At 65.4% G+C, this 23,012-nt stretch carries 23 protein-coding genes and 3 tRNA genes; 10 read left to right on the plus strand and 16 right to left on the minus strand.

The window, feature by feature from the left end:
- The first annotated feature begins 120 nt into the window (after window positions 1-120).
- Together CYD53_RS04695 and CYD53_RS04700 are read left to right on the plus strand one after the other, a co-directional pair.
- Window positions 121-609 (plus strand): HdeA/HdeB family chaperone, encoded by a 489-nt coding sequence (locus CYD53_RS04695; protein WP_103716953.1) that lies wholly within the window; start codon window positions 121-123, stop codon window positions 607-609.
- 2 nt (window positions 610-611) lie between these two features.
- On the plus strand, window positions 612-1,235 hold the full coding sequence (locus CYD53_RS04700) for a YcbK family protein (protein WP_103716954.1): 624 nt from the start codon (window positions 612-614) through the stop codon (window positions 1,233-1,235).
- A 73-nt stretch (window positions 1,236-1,308) separates the two neighbouring features.
- Here the strand turns inward: CYD53_RS04700 and CYD53_RS04705 are convergent, their stop codons facing one another.
- From CYD53_RS04705 to CYD53_RS04745, 9 genes are all read right to left on the minus strand, one after another.
- Window positions 1,309-2,073: a molybdate ABC transporter substrate-binding protein gene (locus CYD53_RS04705; protein WP_210202279.1), complete on the minus strand. Its 765-nt coding sequence runs from the start codon at window positions 2,071-2,073 to the stop codon at window positions 1,309-1,311.
- A gap of 136 nt (window positions 2,074-2,209) precedes the next feature.
- Window positions 2,210-2,286 (minus strand) — tRNA-Asp (locus tag CYD53_RS04710).
- A 204-nt stretch (window positions 2,287-2,490) separates the two neighbouring features.
- On the minus strand, window positions 2,491-2,853 hold the full coding sequence (locus CYD53_RS04715; protein WP_210202280.1) for a hypothetical protein: 363 nt from the start codon (window positions 2,851-2,853) through the stop codon (window positions 2,491-2,493).
- Between the two features lie 292 nt (window positions 2,854-3,145).
- Window positions 3,146-3,221 (minus strand) — tRNA-Val (locus tag CYD53_RS04720).
- A 145-nt stretch (window positions 3,222-3,366) separates the two neighbouring features.
- A complete protein-coding gene (gene lon / locus CYD53_RS04725) occupies window positions 3,367-5,796 on the minus strand; it encodes an endopeptidase La (RefSeq protein WP_103716956.1) in 2,430 nt (809 codons plus the stop codon).
- A 297-nt stretch (window positions 5,797-6,093) separates the two neighbouring features.
- Window positions 6,094-7,362, minus strand: coding sequence for an ATP-dependent Clp protease ATP-binding subunit ClpX (gene clpX, locus CYD53_RS04730; RefSeq protein WP_069691738.1), 1,269 nt, complete (start codon window positions 7,360-7,362; stop codon window positions 6,094-6,096).
- A gap of 285 nt (window positions 7,363-7,647) precedes the next feature.
- Window positions 7,648-8,274, minus strand: a complete 627-nt coding sequence (locus tag CYD53_RS04735; RefSeq protein WP_404978830.1) for an ATP-dependent Clp protease proteolytic subunit — start codon at window positions 8,272-8,274, stop codon at window positions 7,648-7,650.
- A 159-nt stretch (window positions 8,275-8,433) separates the two neighbouring features.
- On the minus strand, window positions 8,434-9,873 hold the full coding sequence (gene tig / locus CYD53_RS04740; protein ID WP_103716957.1) for a trigger factor: 1,440 nt from the start codon (window positions 9,871-9,873) through the stop codon (window positions 8,434-8,436).
- 142 nt (window positions 9,874-10,015) lie between these two features.
- Window positions 10,016-10,100 (minus strand) — tRNA-Leu (locus CYD53_RS04745).
- A gap of 243 nt (window positions 10,101-10,343) precedes the next feature.
- On the opposite strand from CYD53_RS04745, the gene CYD53_RS04750 reads away from it, so the two are divergent.
- Complete coding sequence (locus tag CYD53_RS04750; protein ID WP_103716958.1) at window positions 10,344-11,750, plus strand: multicopper oxidase family protein; 1,407 nt, start codon at window positions 10,344-10,346, stop codon at window positions 11,748-11,750.
- A 2-nt stretch (window positions 11,751-11,752) separates the two neighbouring features.
- Window positions 11,753-12,139, plus strand: coding sequence for a DoxX family protein (locus CYD53_RS04755; RefSeq protein WP_425428264.1), 387 nt, complete (start codon window positions 11,753-11,755; stop codon window positions 12,137-12,139).
- Window positions 12,140-12,275: 136 nt separating this feature from the next.
- On the opposite strand, the gene CYD53_RS04760 is transcribed toward CYD53_RS04755, so the two are convergent.
- The 3 genes from CYD53_RS04760 to CYD53_RS04770 all read right to left on the minus strand — a co-directional run bounded on the left by CYD53_RS04760 (window position 12,276) and on the right by CYD53_RS04770 (window position 14,810).
- A complete protein-coding gene (locus CYD53_RS04760) occupies window positions 12,276-12,803 on the minus strand; it encodes a gluconokinase (protein ID WP_245928080.1) in 528 nt (175 codons plus the stop codon).
- Between the two features lie 6 nt (window positions 12,804-12,809).
- Window positions 12,810-13,796 (minus strand): phosphogluconate dehydrogenase (NAD(+)-dependent, decarboxylating), encoded by a 987-nt coding sequence (gene gnd / locus CYD53_RS04765; protein ID WP_103716959.1) that lies wholly within the window; start codon window positions 13,794-13,796, stop codon window positions 12,810-12,812.
- 78 nt (window positions 13,797-13,874) lie between these two features.
- A complete protein-coding gene (locus CYD53_RS04770; protein WP_103716960.1) occupies window positions 13,875-14,810 on the minus strand; it encodes a LysR substrate-binding domain-containing protein in 936 nt (311 codons plus the stop codon).
- Window positions 14,811-14,946: 136 nt separating this feature from the next.
- On the opposite strand from CYD53_RS04770, the gene argH reads away from it, so the two are divergent.
- The 4 genes from argH to CYD53_RS04790 are packed head-to-tail and all read left to right on the plus strand — an operon-like array spanning window position 14,947 to window position 18,894.
- Window positions 14,947-16,371, plus strand: a complete 1,425-nt coding sequence (gene argH, locus CYD53_RS04775; protein WP_245928081.1) for an argininosuccinate lyase — start codon at window positions 14,947-14,949, stop codon at window positions 16,369-16,371.
- 11 nt (window positions 16,372-16,382) lie between these two features.
- Window positions 16,383-17,237, plus strand: coding sequence for an amino acid ABC transporter permease (locus CYD53_RS04780; protein ID WP_425428265.1), 855 nt, complete (start codon window positions 16,383-16,385; stop codon window positions 17,235-17,237).
- Window positions 17,230-18,012 carry an amino acid ABC transporter ATP-binding protein gene (locus CYD53_RS04785; protein WP_103716962.1) on the plus strand — a complete coding sequence of 261 codons (783 nt, stop codon included), beginning with the start codon at window positions 17,230-17,232 and terminating at the stop codon, window positions 18,010-18,012. The genes CYD53_RS04780 and CYD53_RS04785 overlap by 8 nt, the downstream gene beginning before the upstream one ends.
- 45 nt (window positions 18,013-18,057) lie before the next feature.
- The gene (locus CYD53_RS04790; RefSeq protein WP_103716963.1) at window positions 18,058-18,894 is read left to right on the plus strand and encodes an ABC transporter substrate-binding protein; all 837 of its coding nucleotides are present in this window, start codon (window positions 18,058-18,060) and stop codon (window positions 18,892-18,894) included.
- Window positions 18,895-18,963: 69 nt separating this feature from the next.
- Here CYD53_RS04790 and CYD53_RS04795 read toward each other — a convergent pair whose 3' ends face one another.
- Window positions 18,964-19,833 carry a helix-turn-helix domain-containing protein gene (locus CYD53_RS04795; RefSeq protein ID WP_103716964.1) on the minus strand — a complete coding sequence of 290 codons (870 nt, stop codon included), beginning with the start codon at window positions 19,831-19,833 and terminating at the stop codon, window positions 18,964-18,966.
- Between CYD53_RS04795 and CYD53_RS04800 the strand changes: the two genes are divergently transcribed.
- Window positions 19,832-20,242 carry a DUF2000 family protein gene (locus CYD53_RS04800; protein WP_103716965.1) on the plus strand — a complete coding sequence of 137 codons (411 nt, stop codon included), beginning with the start codon at window positions 19,832-19,834 and terminating at the stop codon, window positions 20,240-20,242. The two genes, CYD53_RS04795 and CYD53_RS04800, sit on opposite strands and share 2 nt — an antisense overlap.
- Before the next feature lie 64 nt (window positions 20,243-20,306).
- Here CYD53_RS04800 and CYD53_RS04805 read toward each other — a convergent pair whose 3' ends face one another.
- Window positions 20,307-20,612 (minus strand): hypothetical protein, encoded by a 306-nt coding sequence (locus tag CYD53_RS04805; protein ID WP_103716966.1) that lies wholly within the window; start codon window positions 20,610-20,612, stop codon window positions 20,307-20,309.
- A gap of 6 nt (window positions 20,613-20,618) precedes the next feature.
- Entirely contained in the window at window positions 20,619-21,629 is a 1,011-nt protein-coding gene (locus CYD53_RS04810) for a 1-aminocyclopropane-1-carboxylate deaminase (RefSeq protein ID WP_092165957.1), read from the minus strand.
- Between the two features lie 158 nt (window positions 21,630-21,787).
- Between CYD53_RS04810 and CYD53_RS04815 the strand changes: the two genes are divergently transcribed.
- Window positions 21,788-22,252, plus strand: coding sequence for an Lrp/AsnC family transcriptional regulator (locus CYD53_RS04815; RefSeq protein WP_103716967.1), 465 nt, complete (start codon window positions 21,788-21,790; stop codon window positions 22,250-22,252).
- Window positions 22,253-22,265: 13 nt separating this feature from the next.
- Here the strand turns inward: CYD53_RS04815 and urtE are convergent, their stop codons facing one another.
- Window positions 22,266-22,961 (minus strand): urea ABC transporter ATP-binding subunit UrtE, encoded by a 696-nt coding sequence (gene urtE, locus CYD53_RS04820; RefSeq protein WP_103716968.1) that lies wholly within the window; start codon window positions 22,959-22,961, stop codon window positions 22,266-22,268.
- Between the last annotated feature and the right edge of the window lie 51 nt (window positions 22,962-23,012).

Here is a 23,012-nt window from a genome sequence, read left to right on the forward strand (position 1 = left end):
TCGGGCCGCCAGGCGGCGGCGCGCTGGCACAGTCGATTAGACCCTGCATTAGAATGAAGCAAGACTCCGCCGCGCTGCACAATCGCGCGAGAGGGTTGATTTCGACGCAGATTGGCGCGGATGTCGCAGCGCCTCTCCGCATGGCTCGCCGTTCTGCATCGACTGCGGGTGCTTTTTTGCAGCATAGCGCCGGCTGCCGGCTGGCTGTTTGCCGCGCAAAGCGACACACTCGCGCCGAATCGACGTCTCGCGGCCGCGGCCGCCCCTGGAGGCAGAAAGACCGCCATGGTGCTGCCCATGCAACGCTCCCTTCTGCTCGCCGCAGCGCTTGCCGCCTCCATTTCAGGAGCCAATCGCGCCAGCGCCGAGACGCTGGACCTGATGCGCGCGACCTGCGCCGACTTCGTCGCGATGAATGGCGGCGACCGGGATCAGCTCTCGCTCTGGCTCGCCGGATATTATGCCGGCGGCGCGCAACGCCCGCTGATCGACCGCGATAAGATCACGAGCGCGCCCGCTGAGCTCGCCGCGCTCTGCGCCAAGACGCCGCAGCTGCCGCTGGTCGGTGCCGAAACCCGCGCCGTCTTTCTGCCGACGCCGGCGCCCTGAGCGTGAACTCTTTTGCCTTCCCCCTGGCGGCGCTGGTCTTCGCCTGCGCCCTGCCGCCCATGACGACCTCGGCGCAGGAGGGGCAGAGCATGCGCGCGCCGCTGCCGCCGCAGCGCCCCTTCGATCTCGATTTGCCGGCGCAATCGACCTTGCCTGCGATCGTGGTTCCGCCGCCGGCCACGCCAAGCCCAAGCCCAGATCCGAGCCCAAGCTCGCCGGTCGCCGCAGAACCCGAAGAGGATGAAGGGCCGGAATGGCCCAAGCTCACGCCTGGCCAGAAGGCCGGGGCCGAGCCGCAATTCGACCCCAATGAGAAGCCCGAACGGCCAGGCGTCTCGACCGATCCCGGCACCTCCATCATCTGCCTGCCACAGCGGCTGAAGGACATTCTCGGCAAGGTCGCAGACAAATACGGGGCCGTGAAGGTGACATCGACCTGGCGGCCGCCCTGGCGGGCGCGGCGCGGCTCCTATCACAAGCGCTGCGAGGCCATGGACTTCCGTGTCCCAGGCGTGCGCCCGCGCCTCGTGCTGGACTATGCCCGCTCGCTACCTGAGGTCGGCGGCAATCAAGTCTATTGGAACGGGCTGATCCATATCGACACCGGACCGCGCCGCCCCTGGTGAAGCGGGTGACGGCATCATCGGCTTGCCCGAAAACCGGTTCCCACTTTTCGGGCCGATGCAACAAGGCGCGTGATCAGTCCGGCGCGCCTTCCATGCCCTTCTCGGCCAGGATGCGCTTGGCGCTATCGCCACCGAGAAAGGCGAGGAACGTCTTGGCCGCCTCCGGCTGCGTGCTCGCCGCTGCGATGCCGCCGGTATAGGTCGTGTAGTTCTGGATCTCGGCCGGCAGCGGCCCGACCAGCGTCGCTCCCTTCACGGCCAGGATCTCGCTGATCTGGTGGATGGCGAGATCGGCCTCGCCGGTAACGAGACGCTGCGCGACCAGGCCGCCCGGCACCAGCACGGCCTTGGCCTTGACCGCATCCGCGATGCCCATCGTCTCCAGCAGCTTGGCGAAATAGATCCCGCTCGAGCCACCGGCCGCAGGGTCGATATAAGCGACCTTGCCGGCGGCGAGCAGCGTGGCCTTGAAGGCCGCGACAGTCGCGATGTCGGGGCGCGGGGCGCCGTCCTTGACCGCCACGCCGACCGAGGTCCGCGCCAGGTTCCGCGGCGTGCCCGAGGCGATTCGTCCGGCCTCGACGAGTTCCTTCACCGCCGCGGGCGTCAGCACGGCGAGATCGAACGCCTCGCCCCCCGTGATGCGGCGCAGCAGCCCGCCGGCGGTATCGTTGTCGATGACGAGCTTGTGGCCGCTCTGCTTCTCGAAATCCGCGGCGACGGCCTGCACGATCGGCTTGAACGCTCCCGCCGTCAGGACCTTGACCTCTGCGGCTCCCGCAGGCCCCCAGGCACACAGGCTCGCGATCATGAAGCAGTCGACAATTGTGATGCGCATGGACATCTCCGGTCGCCGCCATCTCATGGCGGCTCAAGGCGATGGGAGATTAAAGCAGTCGTGCCACGCGGCAAGCGGTGCGCGCCGGAAACGACACCGGGCGGCTTGCCTATCGGATTGCAATGTAAGGAGAAAATGGCGCGGGTGACGGGGCTCGAACCCGCGACCTCCGGCGTGACAGGCCGGCACTCTAACCAACTGAGCTACACCCGCGCAGGGCGGCTAAGGCCTCGGCCTCAGCGGGGTTGGGATTATGGCGAGAGGCGGAAAGTGTCAAGCGCGCTGGCCAGGTAAATTCACAGCCGGCGACAGAAACGTGTTCATGCGGGCATCAACCCGCCCATGCAAGCGGACGCGACCGGAAGCCGGATACGCCACTAAACCAGGGCCAAGGGCGTCCGCCACACCCGATTTGCTTCAATCCTCGCCGGATGCCTCGCCCCGATCGGGCGACGCCAGGCAGGGGTCGAGCAGCACATGGCGCTCGTCCTGGCGGTTGTAACCTCCACGCAGAATCACTTGGTCGCCGAGCTTCAGCTCGTTCCCGCTATAGGTGACACAGAGAATCCGGACACCCGGATCCGAGCACACGGCAACATACCAAAGCGTTCCATCGGTCTGGATCAGGCTGACCGGGCCCTTGATCGCCATATCGACACGCGCATCGGCCGGAACAGCGTTCGGCAATTGTGTCTTCACCGTCTCGCAGGTCGCCGGCATCCGAGCGACCTGCTCCGGCGGCGAGAAAGCCGGCCGATTGACAAAGAAATCCTCGGGCACGGCCGACTGGTCCTGTGCGGCGGCCGCTCCGCAGAAGGTCAGACAGACCCCTGCCAGCATATTTGCCCCTGCCAGCCTATTTGGAAGAAACCTCACTCGACCTCTCAAGCCTGTCTCGATCACGACGGGGATCACAGGACGGCGTAGAAAGATGGCGGAATTCGATCGCGGCAGGCTCCGCGGCGCAATGGCGACAGCCTCAACCTTCGCTGGAAACGGGTCAATGCAAGAAACCGGTGCCCGCTTTTTTGCATTCCGCGCGAGCCGAGCGCCAGTACGCCTGGGTGGGGCGTGGTGGGCGGTGCAGGGCTCGAACCCGCGACCCTCTCCGTGTAAAGGAGACGCTCTACCAACTGAGCTAACCGCCCCGATGCCGTGGGGTTTAAGGCCTGGCGCCGTCGCCATCAAGCGCCGAGATGGAGCGAATCGCCCGCTTCTCCCCTTTTCACGCTCCACTCAAAGAAAATGCCGCCGGCGCTGAACGCCGGCGGCTCTCTGGTCAAGCAGTCAGCCTCAGTGGGCGACGAGGCCGCCTGCGGCATCCTCTTCGCCGGCCTTCGGCCGTAGCGCGGTCAGATCCTCTTCCCAGACGATCGGAACGGGCTGGCGCGTCAGCGCATGCTGCAGCACCTGCTCCATCCGCGAGACCGGGATGATCTCCATGCCCTCCTTCACCGACTTGGGCAGGTCGATCAGATCCTTGGCATTGTCCTCGGGGATCAGCACCTTCTTGATGCCGCCCCGCAGAGCCGCCAGGAGCTTCTCCTTGAGACCGCCGATCGGCAGCACCCTACCCCGCAGCGTCACCTCGCCGGTCATGGCGACGTCGCGCTGGGTTGGGATGCCGGTCAGGATCGAGACGATGGCGGTCGCCATCGCGATGCCTGCCGACGGGCCGTCCTTCGGGGTCGCGCCCTCGGGAACGTGGACGTGGATGTCGCGCCGGTCGAACAAGGGCGGCTCGATGCCGAAATCGATGGCGCGCGAGCGGACATAGGAGGCCGCCGCCGAAATCGATTCCCTCATCACGTCCTTGAGGTTGCCGGTGACGGTCATCTTGCCCTTGCCGGGCATCATCACGCCTTCGATCGTCAAGAGTTCGCCGCCGACCTCGGTCCAGGCAAGCCCGGTGACGACGCCGACCTGATCCTCGGTCTCCGCCATGCCATAGCGATAGCGCGGCGGGCCGAGATACTCCTCAAGCACCGGCGTGGTGACGGCGACCTTCTTCTTCTTCGAGAGCACGATGTCCTTCACCGCCTTGCGGACGGTGTTGGAGAGCTCGCGCTCCAGGTTGCGGACGCCCGCCTCCCGCGTATAGCGGCGGACCAGCGTCATCAGAGCGTCGTCGTCGATCGACCATTCCTTGGATTCGAGGCCGTGCTTCTTGATCGCGTTCGGGATCAGGTGACGCCGGGCGATCTCGGTCTTCTCATCTTCGGTGTAGCCCGCGATGCGGATCACCTCCATCCGGTCCAGCAGGGCCGGCGGAATGTTCAGCGTGTTGGCCGTGGTGACGAACATCACATTCGACAGGTCGTAATCGACCTCGAGGTAATGATCGTTGAAGGTGCCGTTCTGCTCGGGATCAAGCACCTCCAGCAGGGCCGCCGAGGGGTCGCCGCGGAAGTCCTGGCCCATCTTGTCGATCTCGTCGAGCAGGATGAGCGGGTTGGAGGTCTTGGCCTTCTTCATCGACTGGATGATCTTGCCGGGCATCGAGCCGATATAGGTGCGGCGATGCCCGCGGATCTCGGCCTCGTCACGCACGCCGCCGAGCGACATGCGCACGAATTCGCGCCCCGTCGCCTTGGCGATCGACTTGCCGAGCGAGGTCTTGCCGACGCCGGGAGGGCCGACGAGGCACAGGATCGGGCCGGCGAGCCGGTTCGTCCGCTGCTGCACGGCGAGGTATTCGACGATTCGGTCCTTGACCTTGTCGAGGCCGAAATGATCATCGTCGAGCACGCCCTGCGCGATCGAGAGATCCTTCTTGATCTTGGAGCGCTTGTTCCACGGGATGCCGAGCATCCAGTCGAGATAGTTGCGCACCACCGTCGCCTCGGCCGACATCGGCGACATCTGGCGCAGCTTCTTCATCTCCGCGACGGCCTTGTCACGGGCCTCCTTGGAGAGCTTGGTGCGGGCGATGCGCTCTTCCAGCTCGGCCAGCTCGTCACGGCCTTCCTCGCCGTCACCCAGCTCCTTCTGGATCGCCTTCATCTGCTCGTTGAGATAGTACTCGCGCTGCGTCTTCTCCATCTGGCGCTTGACGCGCGAGCGGATGCGCTTCTCGACCTGGAGCACCGACATCTCGCTTTCCATCAGCGAGAGAACCTTCTCCAGCCGATGCGCGACATGGGTGATCTCGAGCACCGCCTGGCGGTCCGCGATCTTGACGGCGAGATGCGAGGCGACAGTGTCGGCGAGCTTGGAGGCTTCGTCGATCTGCGAGACGGCGGCGACGATCTCGGGCGAGATCTTCTTGTTGAGCTTCACATAGCTCTCGAACTCGCTGACGACCGAACGGCCCAGCGCCTCGACCTCGACCTTCTTGCCCTCCTCCTCGGCCAGGCCAACGGCCTCGGCCTGATAGAAGGCGTCATCGGCGACGTAAGCGGTCGCCTTGGCGCGGCCGACGCCCTCGACCAGGACCTTCACGGTCGAGTCGGGCAGCTTCAGCAGCTGCAGCACGCGGGCCAGCGTGCCGATTTCATAGATATCCTTGGTCGCTGGATCATCGTCGCCAGCATTCTTCTGGGTGGCGAGCAGGATCAGGCCATCGGTCTTCACGACCTCCTCGAGGGCGCGGATGGACTTCTCGCGGCCCACGAAGAGCGGCACGATCATATGCGGGAAAACGACGATGTCGCGCAGGGGGAGCACCGGGTAGAGGCCGGTCTCGCCGGGAACGAAAGGAGCGCGGGGCGCCGAGCCAGTCATGACTTGTCCTTTGTGGTTGCGCCAGGCCTACCCCCAAATGGGCGGAGCCACCTGACGTATGCGGCCGAGACGACTATCGCCACGCCCGCCCTCGCGCATCACACCCTCGACAGGCATGCGACTCTCGCAAGTGCACCTAAAGTGGAGACTTCCTCGCCGGCTTTCAAGCGAGCCTTCGAGGCATCCCCAGATTGGATTGTCGCGGGGTGAAACAGACGACCGTCCAACCTGGCCCACGACGCAAAACGCGCGCCAACAGGCGCGCGTTTGCAATGTCTTGGGTGCTTGGCGGGCATCTCAGGCAGAGGCCGACTTCGCCTCTTCCTCACGCTCCGAATAGATGAAGAGCGGTCGCGATTTCGACTCGACGGCCTCCGGGCCGATCACGATCTGCTCGACGCCTTCCAGCCCCGGCAGCTCGTACATCGTCTCGAGCAGGATGCCTTCCATGATCGAACGCAGGCCGCGCGCACCGGTCTTGCGGTCGATCGCCTTGCGGGCGATCAGGCTGACGGCCTCGTCGGTGAAGGTCAGTTCGGTGTCCTCCATCTCGAACAGGCGCTGATACTGCTTCACCAGCGCGTTCTTCGGCTCGGTCAGGATGGTCTTCAGCGCCGCTTCGTCGAGATCCTCCAAAGTCGCCAGGACCGGCAGGCGGCCGACGAATTCCGGGATCAGGCCGAACTTCAGCAGATCCTCGGGCTCGACCTCGCGGAAGATTGCGCCGGTGCGGCGGTCGTCAGGCCCCTTCACCGTCGCGCCGAAGCCGATCGAGGTGCCCTTGCCACGGCTGGAGATGATCTTGTCCAGCCCGGCGAAAGCGCCACCGCAGATGAACAGGATGTTGGTGGTGTCGACCTGCAGGAATTCCTGCTGCGGATGCTTGCGCCCGCCCTGCGGCGGCACGGAGGCGACAGTACCTTCCATGATCTTGAGCAGGGCCTGCTGCACGCCCTCGCCCGAGACGTCGCGGGTGATCGAGGGGTTGTCCGACTTGCGGCTGATCTTGTCGATCTCGTCGATATAGACGATGCCGCGCTGCGCACGCTCGACATTGTAGTCGGAGGCCTGGAGCAGCTTCAGGATGATGTTCTCGACATCCTCGCCGACATAACCGGCTTCCGTCAGCGTCGTCGCGTCGGCCATGGTGAAGGGCACGTCGAGAATGCGGGCGAGCGTCTGCGCGAGCAGCGTCTTGCCCGAGCCCGTGGGCCCGATCAGCAGGATGTTCGACTTCGCCAGCTCGACGTCATTGTGCTTCGAGGCGTGCGAAAGGCGCTTGTAGTGGTTGTGGACCGCGACCGAGAGAACCTTCTTGGCGTGGTCCTGGCCGATGACATAGTCGTCCAGCACCTTGCGGATCTCGCGCGGTGTCGGAACCCCATCCTTCGACTTCACCAGCGCGGATTTCGATTCCTCGCGGATGATATCCATGCAGAGCTCGACGCATTCATCGCAGATGAACACGGTCGGGCCCGCAATGAGCTTGCGAACCTCGTGCTGGCTCTTGCCGCAGAAAGAGCAGTAGAGGGTGCTCTTCGAATCGCCGCCGCTGACCTTACTCATCGTCCATCTCCATTCTCGGAGCCGGACGACCACATCAGCCTGAGCGGATGCAACCGTCGTCTCTCCGTCATTAATAGACGCTCAGATCACGATCATTAGGTTAACGCCCTGTTCCGGAACACCCGGTGGACAGAGCCGACCCAAAACCGGACCGTTTAGGAGCGCCAGTCCGCTCGCCCGATTCCCCATGCAAACATGGGGCCGGTCCCCTTGCAATATGGGCGCTTAAAGCCGCCGCGCCAACCCACAGGCAACGGGGCGGCTGGTCGCAGCCCACGCCGCCGGTCAGGCTGTCGCGTCTTCCGGCCGCTTGTCGATGACTTTGTCGATCAGGCCGAAGTCGCGCGCCGCCTCGGCGGTCATGAAATTGTCGCGCTCCAGCGCCGCTTCGATGTCGGCATAGGAGCGGCCGGTGTGCTTGACGTAGATCTCGTTCAGCCGGCGCTTCAGGCTCTCGACCTCGCGGGCGTGGATCAGGATGTCGGTGACCTGGCCCTGGAAGCCGCCCGAGGGCTGGTGGACCATGATGCGCGCGTTGGGCAGCGCAAAACGCATGTCCTTGGCGCCGGCGGTGAGCAGCAGCGAGCCCATCGAGGCGGCCTGGCCGACACACAAAGTCGTGACCGGGCAGCGGATGAACTGCATCGTGTCGTAGATCGACATGCCCGACGTCACCACGCCACCGGGCGAGTTGATGTAGAAGGAGATTTCCTTCTTGGGGTTCTCGGCCTCGAGGAAGAGGAGCTGCGCCACGATCAGCGAGGCGGAGTAATCCTCCACCGGTCCGGTCAGGAAGATGATGCGCTCGCGCAGCAGCCGCGAATAGATGTCGAAGGCGCGCTCGCCACGGCTGGACTGCTCGACCACCATCGGGACGAGATTGTTGTAGGTCTCGATCGGATCGCGCAGCATGAAAATCGTCCTTGGGTGGCGGCGCCGGATTCGGCGGATGGAGAATCAGCGAATGTCTCGGAGGACACCCACATAAGCACGGCAAACGCGGCTGAAAAGAGAAGCGCCGCCCAGCATGAAGCCCGGCGGCGCGAATCTTGCGATTAAGGTTGCCGACAATCAGGCCGAAGCGTCGTCGGCCTTGTCCTCGCCCTTGGCGTCAGCCTTCTTGGCCTTCTTGGCGGCCTTCTTCGGCTTGGCCTCGGCAGTCTCGTCCGCCTCTTCGTCGGCATAGAGCGCTTCGCGCGTGACGCTCTGATCCTCGACCTTCACCTGCTCCAGCAGGTGGTCGACGACCTTCTCCTCGAAGATCGGGGCACGGATCTCGGCCAGGGCCTGCGGGTTCTTCTGGTAGAACTCCCAGACCTGCTTCTCCTGCCCGGGGAACTGGCGGGCGCGCTCGACCAGGGCCTTGGTGACCTCGTCATCCGAGATCTGGACCTTGGCCTTCTCGCCGATCTCGGCCAGCACGAGGCCGAGGCGCACCCGGCGCTCGGCGATCTTGCGATAGTCGGCCTTCGCGGCTTCTTCGGTCGTGCCCTCGTCCTCGAACGACTTCTTGGCTTCCTTCATGTCGACTTCGACATGGCTCCAGACGCTGGCGAACTCCTGCTCGACCAGGGTCGGCGGCAATTCGAAGGTGTATTTGGCGTCGAGCGCGTCGAGCAGGCTCTTCTTCAGCTTGCGGCGCGACTGCTCGCCGAAATCGCGGCCGATCTGCTCGCGGATCGCGGTCTTCAGCGCATCGAGCGACTCCATGCCGAAGGCCTTGGCGAGCTCGTCGTCGATCTTGACGGGCTCGGGCGCCTGCACCTCGGTGACCGTGACTTCGAACTCGGCCGGCTTACCGGCAAGATGGGTCGCGGTGTAGTTCTCGGGGAAGGTCACCTTGACCGTGCGGGTCTCGCCGGCCTTGGCGCCTTCGAGCTGCTCCTCGAAGCCGGGGATGAACTGGCCGGCGCCGAGATCGAGCGGGATGCCCTCGCCCGTGCCGCCGTCGAAGGGCTTGCCCTCGAGCGTGCCGACGAAGGAGATCATCAGGCGGTCGCCGCTGGCGGCCTTGGCCTTCTCGCCCTTGTTCGAATAGGTGCGGTTCTGGCCGGCCATGCGCTCCAGCGCGGCGTCGACATCGGCGTCGGGCACCTCGGCGACGGGCTTGGTCAGCGACACGTCCGACAGGTCGGCGAGCTCGATCTTGGGCAGAACCTCGAGCGCGACGGTGAAGGCGAGATCGCCCTTGGCCTCCATCGCGGCCTCGATCTCGTCCTTGTTCTCGGGGAAGCGGATCTGCGGCTCGAAGGCGAGCTTCAGGCCGTTATCCGTGACGATCTTCTGGTTCGCCTCGTTGACTGCGTTCTGCAGCACGTCGGACATGACCGAGCGGCCATAGAGACGGCGCAGATGGGCGACCGGCACCTTGCCGGGGCGGAAGCCATTGATCCTGGCCTTGCCCTGCAGGCCCTGGAGGCCGTCATCGAGCCTGGATTTGAGGTCGGCGGCGTTCAACACCACCTGAAACTCGCGCTTGAGGCCCTGGGACAGGGTTTCGGTCACGTTCATCGTTTTCGATCCGCCAACAGCGTTACTTCAATGTCCAAAGCGCGACGCCGGGTGACCGCCGCCGCGCTCGCGAAATCCATTTTTCTTCAGCGAACGATTCCCGCGCCACGACGCTAACGTCATGATGCGATCGCACGCTTGCTGGTGCGGGCGGAGGGACTCGAACCCCCACGACTTTCGCCGCTGGTACCTAAAACCAGTGCGTCTACCAATTCCGCCACGCCCGCCGGCCCGATAGCGCTGCACGCGAGCAAACGCAGCGCGGCCATCGTTGGGCCGCGGTGCTATACGCATTTCGAGCAGGCCATGCAGCAAAAAAATGCGACGTTTCTGCGAAGGTCGCCCTGCCGCGCCGTATCGCGACACATCGCCAGGCTGCGCGAAGGCCGCCTCTCGCCAGATCGCGCGCCACAGATTATGCCGGGCGCATGACCGACAAAGGCCTCCTTCCCTCCCTGCGATCGTCCCTGATGCCGACAAGGCGCGCCACGCTTGCCGGCCTTGGCGCTGCGACGACGATCGCGCTTGCCGGCCGGGCCTCGTCCCAGGCCAGACCGCCGGCGGGCCCAGCCGGAACCGAGCCGCCATTGAGCCTGCTGGTTGCAGCCCCCGGCAAGGCGCGTTTGCGGCCGGCGCCGGCCGGCGAGACCGACATCCTGGCGCTGAACGGGGCGTCTCCAGGTCCGGCGCTGCGAATCAAGCTAGGGGAGACGTTGCGCCTCAAGCTCGACAACCGAACCGCTCTGCCGCTGTCCCTGCATTGGCAAGGCCTGCGTGGCGCGGCCGCCATGGACGGGGTCGGGGGCTTCGGCCAGCCCCCGGTCGCTCCAGGCGCAAGCTTTGAATACCGGCTGACGCCGCCGGATGCGGGCACCTTCCTCTATCGGCCGCTGCTCGTCGGCGGCTCGTCCGAACCGGCCGGCCGAGGCCTTGGCGGAATGCTCATCGTCGAGGAGGCGGAGCCGCTGGCGGTCGACCTGGATCTGCCGGTGATGGTCGCGGATTGGCTGCTCGGCGACGACCACGTCATTCGTCCCTTTGCCGCGGCAAGCCCCGAGAACGCAGCCGGAGGCCGGCTCGGCAGCTGGCTGACGGTCAATGGCGCTCCGCCGCCGCAGCGCGTCGCGGTCGCTCCGGGCGCGCGCGTCCGCCTGCGCCTCGCCAACGCCTGCAACGCCCGGATCATGCGGTTGCGCTTCGACGGGGTGAAGGCCTCGGTCGTTGCCGTCGACGGGCAGCCGACCGACACGTTCGAGCCGGTGCGCGCGCAACTGCCCTTCGCACCGGGCACGCGCTACGATCTGATCGTCGACATGCCGGAGGAGCCGGGCGCGACCGCGATCGTGACCGCCTTGATCGGCGCCGGCGTGCCGCTTGTCCGGCTGGTGACTGAGGGCGCAAAGAAAGCGGCCGTGACCGCGCCTGCCGCTCTGAAGCCCAACCCGACGCTCCCTGCTGCGGTGCGCCTCCAGGATGCGGTCCGCCCCCAGATCCTCATCGAGGGCGGGGCGAAGGTCATGCCCGAGCTCAAGCTGGATCTCGCCGGCCTCGATCTCTCCAAACCCTGGCGGGTCAATGGTGGCGTCGGAGACGCCGGCAAGCCGCTCGTCAGTGTCAAGCGCGGCACGCCGATCGTGCTCGCGATCGAAAACCGAACGGCCTTCCTGCAGCCGATCCATGTGCATGGCCACTGCTTTCGGCTGCTGCACCCGCTCGACGATGGCTGGGAGCCCTATTTCATGGACACGGTGCAGATTCCCGAGGGCAAGCGGCTGCATATCGCCTTCATCGCCGAGAACCCGGGCCGCTGGATGATCTCGTCGACGGTCCTGGAGCGCTTCGACCTGGGCTTGTGGACCTGGTTCGAGGTGACGTGAAGCTGCACTCCGCGATGCGCTGGCTGATGGCGGCGTTCTATCTCGCCGCCGGAGGGCTTCATCTGCGCTCGCCCGAGGCTTTTCTGCCGATCATGCCGGACTGGATACCCGCGCCGCGTGAGGTCGTCGTCCTGACCGGAATTGCGGAAATCCTCGGCGCCCTGGCATTGCTGATCCCGCATCTTCGCAAAGCAGCCGGCATCGGGCTCGCGCTCTACGCGCTTTGCGTCTTTCCGGCCAACATCAAGCACGCCCTGGAAGCCATTGCGATTCCGGGGCTGCCGGCGAGTTGGTGGTATCACGGCCCGAGACTGGCGCTGCAACCGATCCTGATCTGGTGGGCGCTGTTCTGCTCTGGAGCGATCGCTTGGCCGGCGCGGCAGCGCTAGAGCCGGATGACTTCAGGTTGGATCACTAAGTGATCCGACCTGAAATCTGAATCCGTCTCTCATCAAAGAGTTAGAGCAGGATCGATTGCGAAAAACCGGTTCCCACTTTTTCGCATCCTGCTCTAGCCCTGACAGGTCAGTTCAACCCGAGCTTTGTCAACACCGCGCGCAGAATCTCGTCCTTCGGCAGCTCGACCGGCATCACCAGCGGGCGCTCATCGTCGCCGGGCTCCTCCAGCGCAGCGAACTGGCTGTCGAGCAGCGCGGGCGGCATGAAATGGTGCTGCCGCGCCGCCATGCGCGCGCCGATCAATTCGCGCGAGCCCTTGAGATAGACCAGGGCGACATCGGGGCGATCGCCGATGATGACGCGGCGATAGGCCCGCTTCAGCGCCGAACAGGTGACGATGCCATTCTTGCCCGCAGCGCGAAGTTCGTCGATCCAGGCGGCGATGGCAGCGAGCCAGGGCTTGCGGTCCTCGTCGTTCAACGGCGTGCCGCCCGCCATCTTGGCGACATTCTGCGGCGGGTGGAACGAATCGGCATCGCGGAACGGCCAGCCCAGATGCTCGGCAAGACGCTCGCCCAGCGAGGTCTTGCCCGAGCTCGCAACGCCCATGACGACGATGACGGCGGGCCCGCCGCCCTTCTCCGAATTGCTCATGGCGCGTCAGACCGGCTTCTTGGGCTCGACATGGCCGCCGAAGCCGGCGCGCATGGCCGAGAGTACCTTCTCGGCGAAGGTGTGGTCCTTGCGTGAGCGGAAGCGGGTGTAGAGCGAGGAGGTCAGGACCTCGGCCGGCGTCGCGGTCTCGATCGCGGCCTGCACCGTCCAGCGCCCCTCGCCCGAATCCGAGACATTGCCGGTATAAGCCGAGAGATCCTCATCGGCTGCGAGCGCCGACGCCGTCAGGTCGAGCAGCCAAGAGGTCACGACCGAGCCGCGCCGCCAGACCTCGGAGATCTCGGCGACATCGAAATCGAAGCCGTATTCCGGCGGCAGGCCCTCCCGAGCAGAGGCGTTGCGCAGCAGGTCGAAGCCCTCGGCGAAGGCCTGCATCATGCCGTATTCGATACCGTTATGGACCATCTTGACGAAATGGCCCGCGCCGACCGGCCCGCAATGCAGGTATCCCTCCTCGCTGGTCGGATTGCGACCGTCGCGATGGCTGGTCTCAGGAATATCGCCCTTGCCGGGCGCGAGCGCCTTCAGCAGCGGGTCCAACCGCGCGACGGTCTCCTTGTCGCCGCCGATCATCAGGCAATAGCCGCGCTCCAGCCCATGCACACCGCCGCTGGTGCCGATATCGAGATAATGCAGGCCCTTGGCCGAAAGCTCCTGCCCACGCCGGACATCGTCCTTCCAGAAGGCGTTGCCGCCGTCGATCAGCGTGTCGCCTGGAGACAGCAGTCCGGACAACTCGGTCAGCGTCGCCTCGGTAATCTCGCCGGCCGGCAGCATGACCCAGATGGCACGCGGCGCGGCAAGCTTGGCGACCATGTCCTTCAGGTCGGAGGCGACGACCGCCCCCTTCTCGGCGAGAGCGGCGCCAGGCTTGGGATCGCGGTCATAGACCACGCAATCATGCCCGGCCTGCATCAGCCTGCGCACGATATTCGCCCCCATCCGGCCGAGGCCGACCATCCCTAGCTGCATCGCTTCAACCCTTCATGGCCGGGGCATCTCGACCGCCGGTCCGTTTCATGCGCCGGTCCGTTTCTTGGCACTTCCTGTTCATCGCGCTTCTTGCATCCCGACCGCCTCCGCGACAAGCCAGTCGCGCAGCAAGACGAGCGCCGGACTCGGTGGACGATCCGCCGGGCGGGTCAGCCAATAGCCATGCCGGCTGCGAAAACCGAGCCCCGCCGGGTTGACGAGACGCCCCCCCGTGAGCTCCTCCGCGACCAGGGCGCGCGGCACCAGCGCCAGCCCCTGCCCCGCGATCGCCGCGCGAATGACCAGGGCATAGAAGCCGAAGCGGATCACCCTCTGTGGAACGAGGTCAGCCACGGCATTGGCCTCGGCAAACTCGCTCCAGCGCAGCGGGGTCGGCGGATGGTCGAGCACCGGAAACCGCGCGATATCCCTGACATCGCGGATCGGCCCGAAGCGCGCCAGAAGGTCAGGCGCCGCGACCAGCGCGACATCGCGCCCGAACAGATAATCCGCCTGCTGCCCAGGCCAGTCGCCCTCACCGAAGCGAAACGTCGCGTCCGCGGCTTCGGCCGTGCCATGGGCGACGAAGTTCGTGAACTGGACCTCGATCTCGGGATGTTCCTCGGCGAAGCGCGAGAAGCGCGGCACCAGCCAGCGGTCGCCAAGGATCGGCAGCACATGCAGCCTGAGCATCGGCTGCTCCGGGCGAAAACCTGCAACACCGCCGACCGCCGAGGCCAGGGCGACGAGCACATCCCGGGCCGGACCGATGAAGGCGTGGCCGGCTTCGGTCGGCTCCAGGCCGCGCCGGTTACGTGCAAACAGGCTCGCACCGACAATCTGCTCGACGCCGCGCAATTGCTTGCTGACGGCACTCTGGGTCAGGTTCAGTTCGTCGGCTGCGCCCGAGCAGGAGCCATGACGCGCAACCGCCTCGACCACGCGCAGGCCCATGGTCGAAGGCAGCCGCCGCGGCAGCGGCGCCGAGAGGAGCGAGGGTGACTCCGAAAGCATCTCTCACACTAGTCCACGACGACGCCCAGCGAAAGAGCTATTCCAAAATGGAATGATCGTCGGAAATCATCTCCTTTGCCGGCGCAAACCCATGCGCACTAACCTGCCTGGCGTTACGTCAGAGCGGGGAGCCAGCGTGAACCAGCCATTGCGCCTGTGGGGCGGTCGTTTCACCGCCGACCCCGATCCTGCGCTGACCCGCCTCTCACGCTCGGAGGCCAGCGATTTCAGCCTGGCGCCCTATGATCTCGCCGGCTCGCGCGCCCATATCCGCGAGCTCGGCCGCGCCGGCCTGCTCGACGATGCCGAGATCGCCACGATCCAGAAAGAGATCGACGCGGTCGAGAAACTCCATGCGACAGGGCTGATCGAGCCCTGGCCGGAGGACGAAGACGTCCAGACCTTCCTCGAGCGCGTCCTGACGCAGCGGCTCGGCCCTCTCGGCGGCAAGATCCGCGCCGGGCGCTCGCGCAACGACCAGGCCGCCAACGACCTCAAGCTCTTCCTCCGGCACCGCGCCCGCGGGCTGATGAAGGATCTGCTGAGCCTGCAGGAGGCCCTCATTGCGCAGGCCCGCGAACATGTCGCGACGCCGGCGCCGGGCGTGACGCATCTTCAGGCGGCGCAGCCCATCACCTTCGGCCATCACCTGATGGCCCATGCCCAGGCCTTCGCGCGTGATGCCGAGCGGTTGATCGACTGGGACAGGCGCAATGCCGTCTCCCCGCTCGGCGCCGCCGCGCTGGCGGGTTCCGCGATCGCGCTCAACCCCGAGCTGGTCGCCGAGGAACTCAGCTATGACGGCTCGTTCGAGAACTCGGTCGACGCCGTCGGCTCTCGCGACCATGTCGCGGAGTTCCTGTTCGTCACCGCCATGCACGCGGTCAATCTCTCCAGGCTGGCCGAGGAGATCGTGATCTGGTGCACGCAGCCTTATCGCTGGATTTCGCTGCATGATTCTTTCGCGACCGGGTCCTCGATCATGCCGCAGAAGAAGAACCCCGACATCGCCGAACTGACGCGCGGCCGCTCGGCGCGGCTGATCGGCGGGCTCATGACCATGCTGGCGGCGCTGAAGAGCCTGCCCCTGTCCTATAACCGTGACCTCGCCGAGGATAAGAACGCCTGCTGCGATGCAGTCGAGGGTTTGGCGCTGGCGCTTCCCGCCGTGGCCGGCCTGGTCGCCACCATGACGGTCGATGTCGCGACCATGCGAGACGCTGCTTCACGCGGTTTTACGCTCGCGACCGAGGTCGCCGATTTCCTGGCGCGCAGGGGCGTAGCCTTCAGCGAGGCGCATGAGATCACCGGCGCGCTGGTACGCCTCTGCGAGGAGAAATCCTGCCAGCTGCACGAGATCGACGATGCCGCGCTGGCCTCGATCGACCTACGCCTCACGCCCGATATCAGGGAACATCTGACATTGGAGGCGGCACTCGATGCGCGTATGGCCAAAGGTGGCACGTCGCCTGCACGCGTGGCCGAGCAGATAGACCGGCTGACGCTGCGCCTCGCCGTGCAGCGTGACTGGGCCAACGGATACCGGGGACCGCAACCATGACTTCGAGCCAGATGCCGGGGACGGCGCTCGACCCGACGATCCTCAGCCTGCCCCGCGTCGGCAGGCTGCATCTCGGACGCTGGGTTTCCGCGACCCTGGTGCTGCTTGCGCTTGCGTTCGTGGTGAAGGCTTTTGCCGAGGGCGACATCGCCTGGAAGGTGGTCGGCCAGTTCTTCACCGCGCCCGCCATCCTGGGCGGCCTCGCCAACACCGTGATCATGACGGTCTGCGCCATGGCGCTGGGCATCGCGCTCGGAGTCATCTTCGCGATCATGGCGATGTCGCCCAACGCCGTGATGCGCGGCTCGGCGGCGTTCTACATCTGGTTCTTCCGCGGCACGCCGCTGATCCTGCAATTGCTGATCTGGTTCAACCTCGCGCTGGTCTTCCCGACGATCGGCATTCCAGGCCTGTTCTCGGCCCGGACGATCGACCTGATCGGTCCCTTCATGGCGACGCTGCTGGGCTTAGGCATCAACCAGGGCGCCTATACGGCCGAGGTCGTGCGCTCCGGAATCCTCTCGGTCGACCACGGTCAGGTCGAAGCGGCCAAGGCGATCGGCATGACCAGGCTGACGACCTTGCGCCGGATCGTGCTGCCGCAATCGATGCGGGTGATCATTCCGCCTGTCGGCAATGAGGTGGTGAGCATGGTCAAGCTGACCTCGATCGCCAGCGTGATCCAGTTCTCCGAGATCCTGCGCAACGCCCAGACGATCTACTACGCCAATGCTCGGGTGATCGAATTGCTGATCGTCGCTGCGGGCTGGTATCTGATCGTGGTCTCGATCCTCTCGCTCGGGCAGGTTGTCCTGGAGCGGCATTTCGCCAAGGGCCGCGCTGGTGCGGGAGCGCGCAATGGTTGAGGCGTCCGCAAACCGCCCCATGGTCCAGGCGCTGTCGCTGACGAAGCGCTTCGGCAATCTAGCGGCGCTCGATTCCGTCTCGCTCGACGTCGCGCCCGGGGAGGTCGTCTGCATCATCGGTCCCTCCGGCTCCGGCAAGAGCACGCTCTTGCGCTGCATCAACCAGCTCGAACGGATCGATGGTGGCGCGATCTGGGTCGATGGCGAACTCGCCGGCTTCCGGCGCACCAGCGACCGCTTGATCGAATTGACCGACAAGGAGATCGCGCGTCAGCGCCTCGCCAGCGGCATGGTCTTCCAGCGCTTCAATCTCTTCGGCCATATGACGGCGCTGCAGAACGTGATCGAGGGGCCGGTGACCGTCCTGAAGCAGCCCAGGGCCACCGCGACCGCCGAGGCCGAGCGCCTGCTGGCCCGGGTCGGCCTCGCCGAGAAACGCGGCGCCTACCCCTCCGAGCTTTCCGGAGGCCAGCAGCAGCGCGTTGCGATCGCCCGCGCGCTTGCGATGAAGCCACGTTTGATGCTGTTCGACGAGCCGACCTCGGCGCTCGATCCGGAACTCGTCGGCGAGGTGCTCGCCGTGATGCGCGACCTGGCCAAGAGCGGCATGACGATGATCGTGGTGACGCATGAGCTCGGTTTCGCGCGCGAGGTCGCCGACCGCGTCGTCTTCATGGATCAAGGTCGCCTGATCGAACAGGGGCCTCCCGCCCAGGTGCTGAGCGCACCCGAACATCCCCGCACCCGCGACTTCATCGCCGCGGTCTTGCCTTGAGCTCTTGCCCTGAACCCTCGCCTTGAACCGATCCGGAGGATTGCCATGACCCTGACCTCACGAAGCCTGCTCGCCGCTTTGGCGTTCTGCCTGCCCGCGGCGGTTTCCGCCCAGGAACTGCCGGCCCGGATCAAGACCGCTGGCAAGATCATCGTCGCGACGCAGCCGAACTACCCGCCGATCATCTTCAAGGACCCGGCGACCAACACCCTGACCGGGCTCGACATCGAAATCGGCGAAGCGATCGGCAAGGAACTCGGCGTCGCGATCGAGTGGCAGGAGACCGCCTTCGCGCAGATGCTGCCCTCGCTGCAGACCGGCCGTGTCGACATGGTCATGGCCGGCATGTCGGATAAACCGGCTCGGCGCGAAACCGCCGATTTCATCGACTACTTCTCGTCGGGCGCGCAGTTCTACACCATCGCGGCACTGGCCTCGGGCCTGAAGACGATGGAGGATCTCTGCGGCAAGACGGTCGGTGCCAGCCGCTCGACGAGCTGGCCTGCCGAAATGGAAGCCTGGAGCAAGGAAAACTGCGTCGCCAAGGGCAAGCCGGCCCTGACGATCGTCGGTACGGAAGGCTCTATCGACGCCCGCACCCAGCTCAAGACCCAGCGCCTCCAGGCTGCCGTCCAGGGCAGCGAGGTGATGCCCTATTTCCTCAAGCTCGAGCCCAACACCTATGTGCCGATCGGCGCGCCCTTCACCGATGTGCGCGCCGGCATTCCCTTCGTGAAGACCCCCGAAGGCAACCAGTTGCGCGATGCGGTCAAGGGCGCGCTCGACCGGCTCAAGGCCAAGGGAAGCTATGACGCGATCTTCGTGAAATACGGTCTGTCCAGCAGCGCCTTGCCGAAGATCACGGTCAACGAGGGCAAATAGGCCTGAAAACGAAGGCAAACAGGCCTGCATAGTCGAACATCCGGAGGGAGAACGGCTTATGGCCGTCGCTCACTCCGGATGGCGATGCAGGTTGCGCCAGCGACCGGGCGTGACGCCGAAAGCCCGGCGGAACTGGCGCGTCAGATGGCTCTGGTCGGCGAAACCGCAAGCGGCCGCGACATCGGCGATTTCAAGTCCCGACCGCAGCATGGCGCGGGCTCGGTCGAGCCGGCGCATGACGAGATAATTATAGGGGCTCGTGCCGAAGCTCGCGCGGAAGTGGCGGGCCAGCGCGAACCGATCGAGCCCGGCGACGTCTTCCAGCTCTCCTGATGTGACGACCCGCTCCAGGTGAGCGTCGAGAAACCGCCTGACGCGCTCCGAGGCCGCCTGGGCGTGGCGTGAGCCCACTGGGCGCGCGGCGGACGGGTCGAGCGCCAGCAGGGCCTCGGCCAACCCCAGGACGATGTCGTCAGCTTCGTCAGCCGCCAATGGCGTGTCGATCGCGCGCAAGCCGCGCGCGATCGCGCGAACGAGGCGCGGATCAGACGAGACGGCCGCCGAGATGAAGGGCAGCGTGCGGGCCTCATCGCCCAGCGCCGCGCGCAGGAGCCGGGGCTCCAGATACAGCATGCGGTAGCGGAAACCGGTTTCGACGCCGGCGCGGCCATTATGAATCTCGTCTGGATGCAGGACGATCGCATTGCCCGCGCAGCTATCCTGCCGGCTGCCGCGGTAGTCGAAGCTCTGCACGCCGCTCAGCGTCAGGCCCAGCGCATAGGTGTCGTGCCTGTGCGGGTCATAGGCGTGGCCGCTGAAGAAGGCCTCGATCCGCTCGATGCCGTCAGAGCCGGGCCCGGCGCGCAGCCAATCACCCTGTGAGGGGCCGCACGATCGTTCAAGACCGGCTGGCTCAGGCTCGCCTATCGATTGCGCCATGCGTTACGACACCAAGATCGCCATAGCGGTGCGCGAGAATCTCGCCACCTGGCAAAAACTCAACGTCGCCAGCTTCCTCGCCGGCGGCCTCGTGGGAGCTTACCCCGAACTCAGGGGCGAGGACTACAACGATGCCTCGGGCCGATTTTACGGCCCGCTGATCCGCCAGCCCGTCCTGATCTTCGCCGCGACCAGCGAGCAGCTCGGATTGATGCTCCAGCGCGCGCAGCAGCGCGGCGTGCGGCCGCATCTCTATACGCGGGAGCTGTTCGCGACCGGCAATGACAGCGACAACCGCGCCGCGGTCGCCGCTGTCGCCACGGCGGCGCTCGATCTCGTCGGCCTGGCCATCCATGCCGAGCGCAAGGAGGCAGACAAGATCACCAAGGGCCTGTCGCTCCACGACTGAAGCGGCAGCCCTTGGAGTCGGATGCGAAAAACCGGTTCCCGCCGTTTCGCATCCGGCTCTGGCTTTAGGGAAACATCACCGCCAACGGCTCGATCGACCAGATCGGCTCGATCCGCATCAGCCGCGTCTGCACCCCGGCCGGAAAGGCCGGGTCGCCGCACCAGCGCAGCATGACCGCTTGCGCCGTCTCCGCGTTCTTGAAGCCGAGCGCGATGACCTCGCGGACTGGCCGGCCGCGCTCGTCGCGCTCCGTCCCGACGAAATTGAGTCGACCGTCGCCCGCCAGGGCGATGGGGCCGATCCGGTCAAGCAAGCCTGACCGGACGCCGGACGCTTCGGAGGCGAACTCGAAGAAGACGACGGCTTCCATGACGGCTCAGCCGTTGCGGAAGGTGTAGCTGTAGCCGTTGATCGCCGGCACGCCGCCGAGATGCGCGTAGAGCACCTTGGAACCGGCCGGGAAGAAGCCCTTCTTCACCAGATCGATCATGCCCTGCATGGATTTCCCCTCATAGACGGGGTCGGTCATCATGCCTTCGAGACGAGCCGAGAGGCGGATCGCCTCGACGGTCTCCTGCGAGGGCACGCCGTAGACCGGGTAGGCGTAGTCCTCGTTGAGGACGATATCCTCGTTGGTGATGTCCTTGCCGCCGACGAGGGCCGAGGTCTTCTGGGCGATATCGAGAACCTGGGCGCGCGTCTGGGCCGGCGTGAAGGAGGCGTCGATGCCGATGACGTTGCGCTGGCGGCCATCTTTGGCGAAGCCGACGACCATGCCGGCATGGGTCGAGCCGGTGACGGTGCAGACGATGATGTAGTCGAATTTGAAGCCGAGTTCGGCTTCCTGGGCCCGCACTTCCTCGGCGAAGCCGACATAGCCGAGACCACCGAATTTATGGACCGAGGCGCCGGCGGGAATCGCATAGGGCTTGCCGCCCTTGGCCTTCACATCGGCGAGCGCCTTTTCCCAGCTTTCGCGGATGCCGATGTCGAAGCCCTCGTCGACGAGCTGGACCTCGGCACCCATGACGCGTGACATCAGGATATTGCCGACGCGGTCATAGACGGCGTCCTCATGCGGCACCCAGCTCTCCTGGATCAGGCGGCACTTCATGCCGATCTTGGCGGCAGTCGCGGCGACCATGCGGGTATGGTTCGACTGCACGCCACCGATCGAGACCAGCGTATCGGCGTTGCTGGCGATGGCGTCGGGCACGATATATTCGAGCTTGCGCAGCTTGTTGCCGCCGAAGGCCAGGCCCGAATTGCAATCCTCGCGCTTGGCGAAGATCTCGACATGGCCGCCGAGATGGGCGGACAGACGCGACAGTTTCTCGATCGGCGTTGGCCCGAAGGTCAGCGGATAGCGCTCGAATTTGCTCAGCATGGCAGGCTTGTCTCCCTCGAAAATGATCGGGGAAAAATATCGAATCTCAGTTGAGACGTCCTTCCAAAGTGAACGCTTGTTTTTCCTGAAACTTCCGCAATTATTGGATCATCGCGCCATCAGTTCCGAAAATTGGCATGAAAACGGACGTTTCTTCCATGGCTGAAAAACTCGACCGAACCGACCTCAAAATCCTGCGCCTGCTGCAGGCGGATGGGCGGCTCGGCAACGCCGAGATCGCCAAACGGGTCAACACCAGCCCCGCCACCTGCCACCGGCGGATCCAGCGCCTGTTCAGCGACGGCTATATCTCATCGGTGCGCGCGCAGGTCTCGCCGCAACATGTCGAGATGGGCACGCTGGCCTTCGTCGGCGTCGTGCTGGATCGCTCCACGCCCGAAAGCTTCGGCGACTTCGAGGCCGCCATCCGGAACATGCCCACTGTTCTCGATTGCCACATCGTCGCCGGCGATTTCGACTATTTCCTCAAGATCCGCGTCAGGGACATGGCCGATTTCAACAAGTTGCACGCCGACAAGCTGATCGCGCTGCCCGGTGTGCGGCAGACGCGGACCTTCTTCGTGATGAAGGAAGTCGTCGACAACGCCCCGCTCGCGTTTTGAAGCCCTCCTCGCGCTAAACTTGGATCAGCCTCTGGACCTGATTGGCGTCGAGCTCGGCCATCGGCCCCGACAGCACGACCTCGCCGCGCTCCATCACGAACATCGAGTCGGCGAGATCGCGGGCGAAGTCGAAATATTGCTCGACCAGCACGATCGCCATGTCGCCCTTTGAGCGCAGATAATCGATCGCGCGACCGATATCCTTGATGATGGAGGGCTGGATGCCCTCGGTCGGCTCGTCCAGCACCAGCAATTTGGGCCGGGTGACCAGCGCCCGCGCGATGGCGAGTTGCTGTTGCTGGCCACCCGAGAGGTCTCCGCCGCGCCGCCCCAACATCGACTTCAGCACGGGGAATAGGTCAAACAGTTCGTCGGGGACATAGCGCTCCTTGCGGGGCAAGGGCGCATAGCCCGTCTCCAGATTTTCCTTCACGCTCAGCAGCGGGAACACCTCCCGCCCCTGCGGCACATAGGCGATGCCGGCGCGCGCACGATCCTCGCTGCGCAGCCTCGATATGTCCTCGCCGCCGAAGCTGATCTTGCCGCCCGAGATCGCCTGGTGGCCCACGATGGCGCGCATCAGCGAGGTCTTGCCGACGCCGTTGCGGCCCATCACGCAGGTGACCTTGCCGATCTCGGCCGTGACCGAGACGCGGCGCAGCGCCTGGGCTGCGCCGTAATGGAGATCGATGGCGTCCACGCTCAGCATTGGTCAGCTTTCTGCCGCATGAGCTGATCGGAAAACCGGTTCCCACTTTTC

The sequence above is a fragment of the Allobosea psychrotolerans genome, from assembly GCF_002917105.1.
In the GTDB taxonomy this organism is placed as follows: Bacteria; Pseudomonadota; Alphaproteobacteria; order Rhizobiales; family Beijerinckiaceae; genus Allobosea; species Allobosea psychrotolerans.